General features: G+C 71.2%; 11 protein-coding genes. 4 read left to right on the forward strand and 7 right to left on the reverse strand.

The genetic code is table 11. From position 1 onward, the window contains the following. Window positions 1-508: 508 nt before the first annotated feature. Together ACFVVX_RS02850 and ACFVVX_RS02855 are read right to left on the reverse strand one after the other, a co-directional pair. Complete coding sequence (locus ACFVVX_RS02850) at window positions 509-1,942, reverse strand: SpoIIE family protein phosphatase (RefSeq protein ID WP_387940681.1); 1,434 nt, start codon at window positions 1,940-1,942, stop codon at window positions 509-511. Between the two features lie 172 nt (window positions 1,943-2,114). Continuing rightward, the gene (locus ACFVVX_RS02855; protein ID WP_387940683.1) at window positions 2,115-3,434 is read right to left on the reverse strand and encodes an NAD(P)/FAD-dependent oxidoreductase; all 1,320 of its coding nucleotides are present in this window, start codon (window positions 3,432-3,434) and stop codon (window positions 2,115-2,117) included. A 603-nt stretch (window positions 3,435-4,037) separates the two neighbouring features. Here ACFVVX_RS02855 and ACFVVX_RS02860 point away from each other — a divergent pair. Both ACFVVX_RS02860 and ACFVVX_RS02865 read left to right on the forward strand, forming a co-directional pair. Further along, window positions 4,038-4,943, forward strand: a complete 906-nt coding sequence (locus tag ACFVVX_RS02860; protein WP_387940685.1) for a TetR/AcrR family transcriptional regulator — start codon at window positions 4,038-4,040, stop codon at window positions 4,941-4,943. A 556-nt stretch (window positions 4,944-5,499) separates the two neighbouring features. Further along, window positions 5,500-7,608 (forward strand): sigma-70 family RNA polymerase sigma factor, encoded by a 2,109-nt coding sequence (locus tag ACFVVX_RS02865; RefSeq protein ID WP_387940687.1) that lies wholly within the window; start codon window positions 5,500-5,502, stop codon window positions 7,606-7,608. Window positions 7,609-7,646: 38 nt separating this feature from the next. Here ACFVVX_RS02865 and ACFVVX_RS02870 read toward each other — a convergent pair whose 3' ends face one another. Beyond that, window positions 7,647-8,333 (reverse strand): DsbA family oxidoreductase, encoded by a 687-nt coding sequence (locus tag ACFVVX_RS02870; protein WP_387940689.1) that lies wholly within the window; start codon window positions 8,331-8,333, stop codon window positions 7,647-7,649. Window positions 8,334-8,568: 235 nt separating this feature from the next. Then, window positions 8,569-8,949: a hypothetical protein gene (locus ACFVVX_RS02875; RefSeq protein WP_387940691.1), complete on the reverse strand. Its 381-nt coding sequence runs from the start codon at window positions 8,947-8,949 to the stop codon at window positions 8,569-8,571. A gap of 140 nt (window positions 8,950-9,089) precedes the next feature. On the opposite strand from ACFVVX_RS02875, the gene ACFVVX_RS02880 reads away from it, so the two are divergent. Further along, window positions 9,090-9,377: a winged helix-turn-helix domain-containing protein gene (locus ACFVVX_RS02880; RefSeq protein WP_387940693.1), complete on the forward strand. Its 288-nt coding sequence runs from the start codon at window positions 9,090-9,092 to the stop codon at window positions 9,375-9,377. A 910-nt stretch (window positions 9,378-10,287) separates the two neighbouring features. Here ACFVVX_RS02880 and ACFVVX_RS02885 read toward each other — a convergent pair. Both ACFVVX_RS02885 and ACFVVX_RS02890 read right to left on the reverse strand, forming a co-directional pair. Further along, window positions 10,288-10,425 (reverse strand): hypothetical protein, encoded by a 138-nt coding sequence (locus ACFVVX_RS02885; RefSeq protein WP_387940695.1) that lies wholly within the window; start codon window positions 10,423-10,425, stop codon window positions 10,288-10,290. 796 nt (window positions 10,426-11,221) lie between these two features. Further along, complete coding sequence (locus ACFVVX_RS02890) at window positions 11,222-11,443, reverse strand: hypothetical protein (RefSeq protein WP_387940697.1); 222 nt, start codon at window positions 11,441-11,443, stop codon at window positions 11,222-11,224. Between the two features lie 138 nt (window positions 11,444-11,581). On the opposite strand from ACFVVX_RS02890, the gene ACFVVX_RS02895 reads away from it, so the two are divergent. Next, window positions 11,582-12,634, forward strand: coding sequence for a Scr1 family TA system antitoxin-like transcriptional regulator (locus tag ACFVVX_RS02895; RefSeq protein WP_387940699.1), 1,053 nt, complete (start codon window positions 11,582-11,584; stop codon window positions 12,632-12,634). An 808-nt stretch (window positions 12,635-13,442) separates the two neighbouring features. On the opposite strand, the gene ACFVVX_RS02900 is transcribed toward ACFVVX_RS02895, so the two are convergent. Next, a complete protein-coding gene (locus ACFVVX_RS02900) occupies window positions 13,443-13,700 on the reverse strand; it encodes a hypothetical protein (protein ID WP_387940701.1) in 258 nt (85 codons plus the stop codon). Window positions 13,701-13,741: the final 41 nt, after the last annotated feature.

The following is a 13,741-nucleotide window of genomic DNA, read 5'->3' on the forward strand; positions in this document are numbered from 1 at the left end:
ATGATCTGAGGCCGGGGATGTCAACATATCTGGCGTTGACTTTTGGCACGCTGTTGAGTTCTCAAGGAACGGACACTTCCTTCGGTCTGCCTTCCGGCAGGCCCTCCGGGCGCTTCGTTCTTTCGTGTTTCCAGCTTACCAGATGTTTTCCGCTCCGTTTACCGGAGTTTCGCTTCCCTGACTCGCTGTCCTTCGGCCTTTCGGCGCTTCCGACTCTACCAGATCGCTCTGCAGTGTCTTTCCGCGCTTCCCGGTCTCAGGAGGCTTTCACCGGAACCGACCTGACGGCCTGTCCGACGTTTCCCACTTTAGCCGAGTCCCGCTTCGAAAAGCGAATCCGGCCGCAATCCATATAAACGGGCACGCCAAATTCACCCCGAGCCGCGGTAGCAAAAAGCAACGCGCACCCGGCCTGAACCAGGAAGTGGTGTTTCTAGTGGATTGGCTACCCCGGGACCGTCCGCGCCGATGCGTGTCCGGTGCTCCCAGCCAGGCAGCTCGAAGAACACTAGACCTCTCGCGAGGCCGAGTCAAGCGCAGGCCCCGGGACCTCGACGGATCCGCAGGCGACCCCGACGACATCGATGCCCCGCTCGGGGTCCGCCTCGGTGTCCGCCTCCGGATCCGCGGCCGGCAGCTGGAAGGCGAGAACGGCGACGTCGTCGTCGTGGTCCGAGCTGACGCCCATGGCGCGGAGCAGGCGGGCGCAGACCACCTCGGGTTCGCCGACCGGGCCCGCGAGGGTCCGGGCTAGCAGGTCGAGCCCTTGGTCGATGTCCTCGTCCCGCCGCTCCACCAGGCCGTCGGTGTAGAGGACGCCGGCGGTACCGGGCAGCAGGCGCAGGGTGTGCGAGACGTGCACGCCGCCGCCGGTGCCCAGCGGGGGGCCGTTCTGCTCCTCGCTGCGCAGGACGGTGCCGTCGGGGCAGCGCAGCAGCATCGGGAGGTGGCCGGCGGAGGCATAGGTGAGGGTGCGGCGCCGCGGGTCCCAGACGGCATAGGTGCAGGTGGCGATCTGGTTGGCGTCGATCTCCATGGCGAGGCCGTCGAGCAGGCGCATCACCTCGTGCGGCGGCAGGTCGAGGCGGGCGTAGGCGCGGACGGCGGTCCGCAGCTGGCCCATGACGGCGGCGGCGCGCAGGCCCCGGCCCATGACGTCGCCGATGACGAGCGCGGTTCGGCCGCCGTCGATGGCGATGACGTCGTACCAGTCGCCGCCCACGGCCGCCTCGGCGCCGCCGGGCTGGTAGGTGGCGGCGACCCGGAGGTCGGCGGGCTGGTCGAGCTTCTGCGGCAGGAGGCTGCGCTGCAGGGTGACGGCGGCCTCGCGCTGGCGGCGTTCGGCCTCGCGCAGCCGGGTGGCGGCGAGCACCTGGTCGGTGACCTCGGCGGCGAAGATGAGGACGCCGGCGGGAGGTCCGCCCGGTGTCTCGCCGCCGCGTCCCTCGCCACCGCCGCGGGACTCCCCCTGGTCGGGGCAGGTCTCGTCGCGGGTGAGCGGGACGCAGGAGACGTTGTAGTAGCGGTTGCCGGTGAGGCCGAGAATGCAGCGGGCCTTGACGCTGCGCGGGCGGCCGCCGCGGATGACCTGGTCCATCAGGGGCAGGACGCCCATGGTGTCGAGTTCGGGGAGGGCGTCGCAGGCGGGCAGGCCCGCCGGGCGGTCGCCGAAGAGTTCGCGGTAGGCGCGGTTGGCGTAGCCGAGCTGGTGGAGCGGTCCGTAGGTGACGGCGACCGGCGCCGGGATGCGGTTGAGGACCTCGCGCAGGTCGCGGGGGCCCGGCATCACGACGGCCTCGCTGGGCGGGCTGGTGGGGTCGCGGGGGTTGGGGACCACGACGCCGTCGCCGGATGCCGTGCCCTGGTCGGTGCCGGGCCCGGTCTGCGGGGCGGCACGCCAGGGGACTCCGGTGAGCCGGGCGCTCCAGCGCATGAGGTTCAAACGACGGCCGCTTCCTCGGGTTCCAGGCATATCATCACTTTTTGTGTGCACACTGCCACACGGGGTAATGACTCGGTTGGGCAGATCCTGTCAGGCGGAGGCCCGATTCCGGAAGTCGCGCGCGCGGGGCGCGGCCGTCATGTCAGTCGCCGCGGGGCGTCCGGGGCCGCCCTCAGGTCGGCCGGTCGTCCGCGAACCCCGCCTCGAACTCGGAGCGCGGGTGCTCCAGGGTGCCGAGCGAGACCACCTCCCGGGAGAACAGTCCGCCCAGGACCCAGTCCATCAGCACCCGCACCCGCCGGTCCGCGCTCGGCAGCCGGCGCAGGTGCCGGGCCCGGTGCAGCCACCAGGCCCGCCGGCCGGTGATCCGGCCCCCGCGCCGGGTGTGCGCGACCGCCCGGCCGAGGCCGAGGGAGGTCGAGCAGGCGGCCTGGTCGGGCCGGTACGCGGCGATCGCCTCCGCGTGCGGGCCGCCGTCCAGCGAGGCCAGGACGTTGTCGGCGAGCTGTTCGGCCTGGGCGAAGGCGTGCTGGGCGTTGGGGGCGCAGGGCGCGTCGCCCGCGTGCGGGTCGGGTACGGCGGCGCAGTCCCCGGCCGCCCACACCCCGGGCAGCGCCCGGCCGTCCGGCCCGACGGCCTGGAGGGTGGGCAGACAGCGGACCCGGCCCGAGGTGTCCAGCGGGAGGTCGGTGTCGCGCAGCAGCGGGGAGGGGCGCACGCCGGCCGTCCAGACCAGGGTGCGGGCGGCGAATCGGCCGCCGTCCGAGAGCGCCACGACCCGGCCGACGGCGGACTCCAGGGTGGTGCGCAGCCGGATGTCGACGCTGCGTTCGCGCAGCTGGGCCAGGGTGTGCGCGGCCAGCTCGGGCGACTCCTCGGCCAGGATCCGGTCGGTGGCCTCGACCAGCACCCAGCGCAGGTCCTCGGGGCTGATGTTGTGGTAGCCGCGGACGGCGTGCCGGACCATGTCCTCCAGCTCGGCCAGCGCGCCGACGCCCGCGTAGCCCGCGCCGACGAAGACGAAGGTGAGCGCGGCCTGCCGGAGCGCGGGGTCGCGGGTGGCGGAGGCGAGGTCGAGCTGCTCCAGGACGTGGTTGCGCAGGCCCACGGCCTCGCCGACGGTGGAGAAGCCGAGGCCGTGTTCGGCCAGGCCGGGGACGGGCAGTGTCCGGGACACCGAGCCGGGTGCCACCACCAGGACGTCGTAGTCGAGTTCGACCGGCGCGGACGGCTCACCGTGGGGTGCGGCGTCGGCCCAGGCCCGGCGGGTGGCGTGCTCGATGCGGGTGATCCGGGCGGTGAGCACCCGGCAGTCCGGCAGGGCGCGGCGCAGCGGGACCACCACGTGCCGGGGGTCGATCGAGCCGGCCGCGACCTCGGCGAGCAGCGGGTGGTAGGTCAGGTAGGACTGCGGTTCGACCACGGTGATCTCCGCCTCGCCGCGCCGGAGCCGCTCGCGCAGCCCGCGTTGGAGGCGCAGCGCGGTGGACATCCCGGCGCAGCCGCCGCCGATGATCAGGATTCTGATGGCGCACCCCCTGCCGATGTGGCCTTCCCCGGACCTTGGGCAGGGTGGAGCCCCGCCATGCCCTCAATGAAGGACCGGCAGGGGGCCTCTTGTCCACAGTCCGTACCGGGTCCGATGGGGTGGAAGTTGACCCGTGTGGCCAGATGTGCTGCCGGGGTGACTTTCTGACGCACTTTCGGCCCCGAACTTCCGTGAACTATGGTCGGATTGTGTGCCGGGGCAGCCGTCGCCATGACAATCGGCGGCGACGCACCGTGGAGCGGCCACTACGGCCTGTTCTAGCGTTGGCGCGAGAACCCGACTGCGGGACCGTGATCCGGGGAAGGTAGTTCCCGGACGAGGCCCCCGACCGTGCCGACGCTCCGAGCCGGTCGTAGGACCGGGCCCGGTGGCGCCGGCAGGTCGTGGTCGCGGAGCCGTGGGCCGTGTGTCAGGCCCGATGTGGGCGATGCGAGCAGCACGAGCGATGGGTCATCGGGTCACTTCCGACAGGTGGAGCTGCACCGGGGGGTGCAGGGGCGGGCGACGACAGGGTCCGGGATCGGATGCCTGCGGGGGAGAGTTGGGATGATGGAGCAGGATCGACTGTTGGGGCGGGCGGCCGCGCCGCACGCCGGCCACGGAGTGGTGCCGGAGCAGCGCGGCCCGGCGGACCTGCCGGCGCAGCACGCTGCCGCGTACGCCGCGGTCCCGTACCGCGAGGGCTTGTCGCCGGGTGCCGGTGCGCCGGCGCCGGGATCCCGCCTGCGGGTGGACGCCCGGCGGAACCTGGAGAGCGTGCTGCGCGCGGCACGCGAGGTGTTCGGCGAGTTCGGCTACGGCGCGCCGATGGAGGAGGTCGCGCGCCGGGCCGGGGTGGGCGTGGGCACGGTGTACCGGCGCTTCCCGAGCAAGGAGGTGCTGGTCCAACGGATCGCGGCCGAGGAGGTCGCCTGGCTGACAGCTCAGGCCCGGGAGTCGCTGTACGGCGGCGGCGGTGCCTGGGACGCGCTGGCCGGGTACCTGGCGCGGGCGGTGGGCACGGGCGCCGGGCGGCTGCTGCCGCCGGAGGCGTTCCGGTACGCGGAGGAGCTGGGCCGGGTGCCCGAGCAGCGGGCGCCCGATCTGGCCGGGACGGGCGCCCTGCTCGGCGGCGTGCGCTACGAGCTGCGGGGTCCGGAGCCGTACCCGGCCGTCGATCCGGCGGCCGCCGGGGACGCGGATCCGCGGCTGCTGCTGCAGCTGCTCGCCGCGCTGGTGGCGCGTGCGGGCGCGGCCGGCGAGCTGCGGCCCGGGGTGACGGTGGCCGACGTGGTGCTGGTGCTCACCGCCTCGGTGCCGGTGCACGCGGCGCACCCGGCGCCGGTGCCCGGATCCGCGCCGGCCGCGGGCCCGGGGGCGGCGACAGGTGGTCAGCAGACGGACGGTCAACCGTCCGCGAGCCCGGCCGACCGGCTGCTGCAGATCCTGCTGGACGGTCTGCGGGCGCGCTGAGCCCGCCCACCGGCAGCGGTCACCGTCCGCTGCCGGCCGGGGAGTTGGGCTCGGCCCGGGTTCGGGCGGCCGGCCGCGGGCGCGGCTCGGCGGGTGGCGTGACGGGCGGGCGGGGCGGGCCGAACACATCCGCGACGGCCCCTCGGAAGAGTGGGTCGCGGCCGGTCCGGCTACCGCCCAACTCTGCGCTATGCCATCCTTTGCCCGTGGTTGGAGCCAATGTCCCGATGCGCGCCGTTCGCGCGCCCTCGGCGCCGTGCAGCGGGGACCGGTGCGCCCACGCACTCCTGCGCGCCCTGCCACACTGCGGGGGCTGTCGTGGAATCTGGGGTCCGTTGTGAGCGCCGAGGAACAGAACGACTACGGCTACGGCCTTGACTTCGGCCGGTCCGGCTCGGGCGGGTCCGAAGGCGGGGGCACGGGCGGGTCCGAGGACGGGAGCGGCGATTCGGCCACCGGTTCCGGCGGGCCGGGCCGGCGCTCCGGCCAGGTGCCCGGCGCCGGTCCGGGGCAGCCGCCGCCCCCCGGATCCGGCCAGGTTCCGGACCAGGCGGGGATGCCCAGCCGCGAGTCGCTCTCCGCCTCCGCCGCCGCGCTGCCGTCGGGCCGGGTGCCCGGCCAGGCCCCGGCCGGCCGGGGCGGCGTGACCCCGGAGGCCTTCGTCGGCAGCGGCCTCCCGGCCCGGCCGACCGTGCCCGCCCCCGCCGATCCGGTGGACGGCGAGCGCCCGCCCTCCGACGCCGAGTTGACCGCCCTGGTGCGGGCCGGCGACGACACCGCGTACGAGGAGATCTACCGCCGGCACGCCGACTCGGTGCGCCGCTACGCGCGGACCTGCTGCCGGGACAGCTTCACCGCCGAGGACCTGGCCGGCGAGGTGTTCGCCCGCACGCTGCAGGCGCTGCGGGCCGGCAAGGGTCCCGAGTTCGCCGTCCGCGCGTACCTGCTGACCGCCGTGCGCAACGTCGCCGCGGCCTGGACCCGCAGCGAGCGGCGCGAGCAACTGGTCGACGACTTCAGCACCTTCGCGCAGGGTTCGGCCGCCACCGTCGACCTCGACCTGGCCGACCCAGGCGCGGACGCCTGGGCGATGGCGCTGGCCGACCAGCGCATGGTGATGCAGGCCTACGCCGAACTGCCCGAGGACGACCGGGTGGTGCTCTGGCACACCGAGGTCGAGCGGGAGTCCCCGAAGACCGTCGCGGTGATGCTGGGCAAGACCGCCAACGCCACCGCCGTCCAGGCCCACCGGGCCCGCGACCGGCTGGCCGCCGCCTTCCTTCAGGCGCACGTCTCGGGCAGCCAGAGCCAGGGCTGCGAGGCGTACGCCAACCGGCTCGGCGCGTACGCGCGCGGCTCGCTGCGCAAGCGGGCCTCGACGGAGGTCGGCCGGCACCTGAAGGAGTGCGACCGCTGCACGGCCGCCTACCTGGAGCTGACCGAGATCAACCACGGGCTGCGGGCGCTGCTGCCCGGCGGCGTGCTGGTCTGGGTCGGCGCGGGCGGCTTCGGCGCCGCCGCGGCCGCCGTGGGCGGTGCGGCGGCGGTCGGTGGCGCCGCGGCGGGTACCGCGGCCGCCACCTCGGGCGGCACGGCGGGTGCGTCCGCCGGTGCGGCCAGTGCCTCCGCAGGTGCCGCCGGGGCCTCGGGCGGCAGTGGTGCCGGGGCCGGCGCGGCGGTCGGCGAGGGCCTCGGCACGGCGGCCAAGGCCGGGATCGCCGCCGCCATCGCGGTGGCCGCGGCCGCCGTCGCCGCGTACGCGCTGGCCGGCGCCCCCGAGCCGAAGCCCCCGCTGGCCGCTCCCCCGGCCTCCTCCCCCGCCGCTCCCCCGCCACCGTCGGCCCCGGCTCCGGTGCCGCCCGCGCCCGCTCCGGCGCCGAGCAGCCCCGATCCGGCACCGTCGGCCGCGCCCGCCGTGCCCCCGGCCGCCTCACCGTCCCCCTCGGTGGTGCCGAGCCCGGCGCCCAAGGCCGCCCCCGCGCCCGGCAGCCCGCCGCCGTCCGCACCCGCCCCGGTGCGGACCTCGCCCGCGCCGGCGCCGCCGAAGCCGTCCAAGCCGCCGGTACCGGAGGTGCCGGCCGTCCCCGTGGTGCCGGTGGTGCCGACCCCGGAGGTTCCGGTGGTGCCCACGCCCGAGGTGCCGACGGTGCCGACGCCGACCGCGCTGCCCTCGCCACCCGCACCGACCGTCGCGCCGCCCACCCCGCCCGCGCCGACCGACTTCTGGGCCGACGACCTGCCCGTGGTGAAGCCCGGCAACAACCGGGTGCCGCCGCCGGGGCCGAGCATCCGGCAGAAGGGCAGCGACTGGTTCTGGCAGCGCGACGGCGTCTCCATCGACGGCCGCCGGCACCTGCACGGCATCACCGTGCACGCGCCCGCCACCACGCTGATCGACCTCAACCGCGACTGCACGTCCTTCGACGCGGTGGCCGGGGTCGACGATCTGACGGCCTTCCCCGGCGATGTGCGCTTCTCCGTCCAGGGCGGTGACGGCCGCACGCTGTGGACCTCACCGGCCCTCGGTGCGGGCGACCCGGCGGTGCCCGTGCACGTGCCGCTGGCCGGTCAGCGGTCGATCCGGCTGACGGTCAGCCCGGTGCACGGGATCTGGTCGACGCTGAACGTGGCGGACTGGGCCGAGGCCCGCTTCAGGTGTGCCTGAAACGGGCCTCGGGGTCCTGCCGGGTCGGGCGCGGCGGCTCAGATCGCGCAGGAGCCGTCCGCGCAGGCCTCGCCGGCCGGGGCGACGGGCACCGGCACCGGCCGGCTCGCGGCCGTCTCGGCGGCGACCTGCTCCAGCACCTTGCGGAAGGTCTCGGCCTCCTGGCCGCCCTGCACGGCCCACTTGCCCTCGAAGACGAAGGTCGGCACGGCGCTGATGCCCAGTTCGCCGGCCTCGGCCAGCTGGGCGCGGACCTCGGCGACGCCCTCGTCGCCCGCCAGGTAGGCGCTCACCCGGTCGCGGTCCAGCCCGGCGGCCGCGGCCACCTCGGTCAGCGCGGCGCGGTCCCCGACGTCCACGCCGTCGGTGAAGTGCGCCTTGAGCAGCGCTTCCTTCAGCACCCCCTGGACGGCCGCGCCGTACTCGCTCTCGGCCAGGTGCAGCAGCCGGTGGCCGAGGAAGGTGTTGGCGTGCAGCGCGGCGTCGAAGTCGTACGTGATGCCCTCGGCGCGGCCGAGCTCGGCCACCCGGGCGTCCATCGCGACCGACTGCGGGCCGTAGCGCTCGGCCAGCCACGCGCGGTGCGGGCTGGCCGTCGCCGGGGCGTCCGGCACCAGCTGGTACGGCCGGTAGACCACCTCGACGTCCTCCCTGCCCGCGAAACCGTCCAGCGCCTCATCGAAGCGGCGCTTGCCGATGTAGCACCAGGGGCACCCCTGGTACATGACTGCAAGTTCTATGTGGGGCCTGAGAGAGCCCCGCCCAGGCGAACCCGGACGGGGCAATGGGTCTAGCCGATCAGCACGCGCAGGAAGGGCTCACAGTCGGCACAGCCCCACACGGTCCATCCTGGCCCCGTGGTCTGCTCCACGTAGCCGACGTCGGACACAGGACCGGTCTTGCCGCATCGGGGGCATACACCGGTCTTCTCGCGCTTCTCCGTCTGGTCAGTCTCAGCCATCACGCACCCGCCTTGGCGAGCACCCGGTGAGCGTCGGTGGCGTCGTCCATCCAGCGGACAGGATCCGGCAGCCCCAGACTGGCCGCGAAGACAAGAACCTCTTCTTCCCCGCAGTACGGGCGGACGAGCCGGTTCGCCTCCCCTTCGAGGGGCAGACGCCAGTCAATGACGTGCTTGGGGAGTGTCCAGAACCGTGACTCGCCCGGCAACGGCGCGGGAGTCGGGGCGGCAGGCGGGGCAGCGGGCTTGGGCTGGAACGCGGGTTCCGCCTTCACGGGCACGAACATGGCCAGCAAGCCGGCGGCGAGGATCCCCGCCCACGCGAAGAACACCCAAGGGATAAAGTGAGTCATGTCGGAGCCCTCCGAGGCTTCGTCCATCCCCCGGGACGGGTGCAACCGTCGCCGGGGCTTTCTGTTGTTGTGGCACGACCGTACCGCCCTATGTCTATGGCAGTCCACCCCGGCACGCCCCTGTCTACCTTCCTGCGCCCGTGGCGCTCCGTGGCTACCCTTCTCGCATGCCGGATGAGATCGACCCACAGGCCGTTGAATGGCCGTACCGCCAGATTGCCGACCTGTTGGCCGCTGAGATCAGGGCGGGTCGGTGGACTCCCGGCAGGCCGATCGACTCGGAAAAGATCATGTGCGCGCGTTTCGGCGTTGCTCGGATGACGCTCCGCCGGGCGTACGAATCCCTTCGCGCGGACGGCTTGATCTTCACGGTCCCGCATCGAGGTACCTTCGTCAGCGACCCCCTTCCGGACAAGGCAGAGCCCCGCCCAGGCGAACCCGGACGGGGCCTGTAGCGCTGTTCTTCAGTGGCCCGGCTTCTGGCCCCGCTTCCACTCCCCGTTCCGGAGGGGGATGGACCCTGTGCCGTCACAGTCGGGGCACTTCTCAGGGATGTGCGCGGTTCCGGTGTGCGTGCCCGTGGCGCCCATGCGGGCCCGGTGACGCACTCCCCCCACACAGTTGGGGCAGGTGTGCCTGAACTTTTCGAACGGCCTTGTGGCGGGGGCTTCTTCGTCGCTTGAGCTCATGAGCCCAGTATGCGGTTCAGTAGTGCTGCTTGCCGGTGCCACCGCACGTGGAGCACTGAACCATCGTGGGCTCACTCACGGACGACTGCGACCCGTCCGGGTTGATGACCACGGAGACTTTGTACTCCTGTTTCTGACCGGCCCCGTTGCATCCGGTGCAGAGCATTTCGGGCATGGTCGTACCTCCTGACATGGTGCAGCCCTGGGGACTGTCCCCGGGGCCGTGGTGCACTTTCAGGGGCCCGTCCCAGGCGGCTTCTTCGCTTGGAACGGGAGTCTCGCGCTGGCCGGCGGACGGTCAGGACGGTTTTGTTCGTACCGGTTTTCGGTCGTGGGCGCGTCGGCACAGTGGAACGTCTTGTAGACGTCCCGGCCGTTCTCCATGCGGCGAAGCAGGACCGTCGTACGCCGGATACGGGTTCCCATGGGGTCCCCGTGCCGGGTGCGACTCAGCAGGGTCCACACGCGCCCGTACCCGTCAATGAACCGCCCCATCAGGCTGGGGAGTCCAAGATTTTCGACGCACCCCCCGTCGCGCCGACGCGGGCATTGGCAGCTGACGGCCTCAGTGAGCGCAGGCGCGTCGGCGCCCGATTCGAAGGCGCCCCAGTTGTCCAGCGTCGGTACGTACCCGGCACCGACGGTCTCAACGGCCCGTTTCTTCCGGGGCACTGGGCTAGTCCTTCTTCTTCTCGGTCTTGTCCTTGAAGCGCTCCAACAGCTCCCGCTTCTCTCGCGCTTCCTTGCCCGTGTGCTCGGTCGCCTTCTTGTCGACCTTGGGCTTCGTGGTCTGCTTCGTCTTTCCCAGTGCCATCGGGTGGCGCCCCTCCTGGTGGTGTGGTTGGTGGCTCCGTCCGTCCCGCCGGGGGTGTCATGACGGACGGAGCCCTTCCCCTGCCCGCCGTTTCAGCCCCGGACCGGCAGGGGGTCATCCGGCGGTCAGCTGTCACGCGACGTGCCGGACGTTGGTGCCCGCCCCATGCCCGGGAGAGAAGAACCGGGCACAGGGCGGGAGTTCATTGGTCCTGTTCGGGCAGGGGCTCAGGAGGCTCGCTCGGGGCCCCTTCGGGGTCTTCGAGCCAGTGTTCAAGCTCTCCGTCGCCGAATGACTCGCCGCTGATCCAGGACATGCGATTACTCCCTCGGGAGCCCAAGACGACGCTGGTCAAGCTCCGCTCGAAGTTCCAGATGTCGGGGGGTCACCTGGGCGCGTTCGTCGCGGATGATCTGACGTCGCCGGGAACTGAACATCGTTACGGGCCAAGCGAACTGGACGTGGAGTCCCCAAGCCATCTGGGCGGCAAGGACCGGATGTCTGATGCGGTGCGCGACTCGTCGGCTTCGGGCGTTCACGCGGCCACCCGCAGGTGTGCCTGCCTCTTCCGGCCACAGACCATGACCGGCGGTTCGTCGGGGTGCCGTTCCTGGTAGCCGGACGGGAGCACGATGCCGAACCGTCGGCACTCGCAGACCCAATCGGGTACGTCGTTGTCCGTGACGGTTCCAGTCAGGGTGACCGGTCTACCGCACACACACTTGGGGAGGTTGCTCACTTCCGCGCCTTTCGCCTGGGGGTAGCCGGTGCGCCTTCCATGAGTGCTGGCCGTGCATCACAGCGCCGGTCGCGGGGGCGCCCCGGTCGGGTCCGCCGGCTGAAGGTCGACGCCCGGCTTCAGGGGCTCGATCCGGTCCGGGGCGGTGGTCCACTCGCACCCACCGCCGGGCGGTCGCAGATGGACCAGTCCGCCGTACGTGCCCATGTACTCGCCGATGCGGTCGGCTCGTTGGTCGCGTACCTCTTCGTGCTGCTTCGGGGTGTAGATGGTGCCCACCGCCGCCGCCCTTCGTCGTCGCTGTGCGGTAACCAGCCAACGACACCGGGTAGGGAAGCGGTATACCTGACAGCAAGACAGACGCGCTGTCTCGAATGGGGGTTAGCGTTGGCCGGCAGGAAGACACAACCAAGAACGGTGACCCTGACGCCTGCCGTCTGGGCGTGGCTGCTGCGGGACCGCCGGGAACGCGCAGGGATCACCTCGTGTGCTGAGCTTGCGCGACGAACGTTCTGCCACCCCAGCTACGTTACGAAGGTTGAGAGCCTTGACCGGCCCCCGTCGCGTGACTTCGCAGTGGCCTGCGATGTCGCCATCGGCACCGACGGGCAACTTGCCGACGCCTGGGATCGCGTCGATTGGACGGCGGAGATCAGACACCCCAACTGGTTCCAGTTCTACGCAGACCTCGAAGCGGAGTCCCTGAGGATTTGCGGCTATGACGTCCAACGCGTTTGGGGTCTTCTTCAAACCGAGGCGTACGCACGGGCGCTGACTCGACACGTCAAGCGTGGGGCAGACGAGAAGGCGGTCGAGGAAGCCGTCACGGCTCGTCTTGCACGACAACAGCGCTTCCTGGCCCCGGATGGGCCACCCCTGGTGGCCATCATGGACGAAGCCGTAATCCGGCAAGTTGTCGGCGGCCCGGTGGTCATGCATGAGCAGCTGCAACGACTGCTCGACCTGGGCGAGCGACACCCGAACATCATCATTCAGGTGGCCCCGTTCGCCCTAGGGGAGCGCACCGGAGCCACAGGTGCGTTCACCCTCATAGAGCTTCCCGACGGGGCACGTTGGGCCTACTCGGAGAGCATGAGTCGAGGGTATATGCAGAACAACCCAACGACGGTGGCACAGGCATTCCGGGCCTATGATCAGCTCCGGGCGGTGGCACTGTCCGCTCCGGACTCCGCTCGCCTGATCCGATCTGTTATGAGAGGGCTCAACAACGTGACCACCAGCCGGGCGCCGCAGCTCTACCCCAATCGCCATGCCGCATGGCAGACGTCTTCCTACTCCCAGGGTGACGGCGGGAATTGCATCGAGGTAGCTACCAACGTCGCCCAGGTCGAACAGGTCGTTCCCGTGCGGGACAGCAAGGACCGGCAGGGGCCGGAGCTGGGCTTCTCCCCCGCCGCCTGGTCGGCCTTCGTTGCTGGTGTCGCCGCTGGGGACTTCGGCGCCGTCTGAGCCGCCCCAGGACATGCAAGAGCCCCGGAGAACTGTTCTCCGGGGCTCTCCCGCTTATTACTGTCAGTCACTATTTGCCCCCACTGGGGCATACCTTGGGTGACTGCATATATGCGGTTCTACACATAAGCATTCATCGCTTTCTAGGCAGCAAGCTGCACCCACTCATCCCAGGACACCCAGGGCGCGCCCGTTGGCACCCAGCGCCCAGATTCCTCCGACACACACCACTCGTGCATCCCTACGAGCCCACCCACCGTAAGAGAGTGCGCCACCAGTCGGAAGCGCCCCTTCTCGACCGGCAGGAACCGCGCCGTGGTGGCGGCATAGACGTACAACGCTCGCGTCAACTCACTCTCCGTGTAGACGTATTCGGGCTCAGTCGGGTAGCTCCGACCAGCCGGCACCCATGCGCGCCGATCCCGAGCCACCAGCGCAAAGATCTCCGTTTGAAGCTCCACAGTTGGACCCCCTTTCCCCCTGGACATAGTTATGCCCGCACACCTCCTGAGGACTGACGGACACCCCGTCGTGTCCGGACGACTTCGCGAACCTACTACGCGTCACTGACAATCGACCACAAGTTATTTCAATTTCAAACCAGCAGGTCAGAGCCCTTGACAGTCGCCTATCCGACGGCCTATCAGGTGCGCGCCCATGCTCTTTAAGACGTGCCACCCATCAAAAGGTTGCACCCGATCAAAGACTAATTATTGATTGACTGTCAGGTGTCAACGCCCTGCCCTGGGAACGCAAAAAGACCCCCGCCAAAGCGGGGGCCATTGCACCTACTACCGGTAGTAGGTGGTCACCAGCGCGAGACGCGTTCAGCGGTCCCGATGCCTGAGGCGAGTAGACCTGACATGACGTCAGGCTTCTCAACTTCCTTCGCGGCCTCAATGAGCCAGGCCGCCAGATTCCGCGCCTCAACCGGAGTGAGCTTGGCCCGATCACCCGGAATGGCGACGCTAACACTGCGCGCTTCGCGGTCGTTGTACCAGCCGACCACCTTGCCGCCCGCCTGAGTGGTGAGGGTTGCCTTCGTCTCGCGGGTCACGCTGAACATAGTTACTCCCATTGCTAGTTACTCCACAGCTCATCCATAAG

It is taken from the genome of Kitasatospora sp. NPDC058170 (assembly GCF_042883905.1).
In the GTDB taxonomy this organism is placed as follows: domain Bacteria; phylum Actinomycetota; class Actinomycetes; order Streptomycetales; family Streptomycetaceae; genus Kitasatospora.

Excerpts from the sequence above, each read along its gene's own strand:
- ACFVVX_RS02855 (WP_387940683.1), bottom strand. The coding sequence starts at position 3,434 with ATGTCCACCGCGCTGCGCCTCCAACGCGGGCTGCGCGAGCGGCTCCGG.
- ACFVVX_RS02860 (WP_387940685.1), top strand. The coding sequence starts at position 4,038 with ATGATGGAGCAGGATCGACTGTTGGGGCGGGCGGCCGCGCCGCACGCC.
- ACFVVX_RS02865 (WP_387940687.1), top strand. The coding sequence starts at position 5,500 with ATGCCCAGCCGCGAGTCGCTCTCCGCCTCCGCCGCCGCGCTGCCGTCG.
- ACFVVX_RS02870 (WP_387940689.1), bottom strand. The coding sequence starts at position 8,333 with ATGTACCAGGGGTGCCCCTGGTGCTACATCGGCAAGCGCCGCTTCGAT.
- ACFVVX_RS02875 (WP_387940691.1), bottom strand. The coding sequence starts at position 8,949 with ATGGACGAAGCCTCGGAGGGCTCCGACATGACTCACTTTATCCCTTGG.
- ACFVVX_RS02880 (WP_387940693.1), top strand. The coding sequence starts at position 9,090 with ATGCCGGATGAGATCGACCCACAGGCCGTTGAATGGCCGTACCGCCAG.
- ACFVVX_RS02885 (WP_387940695.1), bottom strand. The coding sequence starts at position 10,425 with ATGGCACTGGGAAAGACGAAGCAGACCACGAAGCCCAAGGTCGACAAG.
- ACFVVX_RS02900 (WP_387940701.1), bottom strand. The coding sequence starts at position 13,700 with ATGTTCAGCGTGACCCGCGAGACGAAGGCAACCCTCACCACTCAGGCG.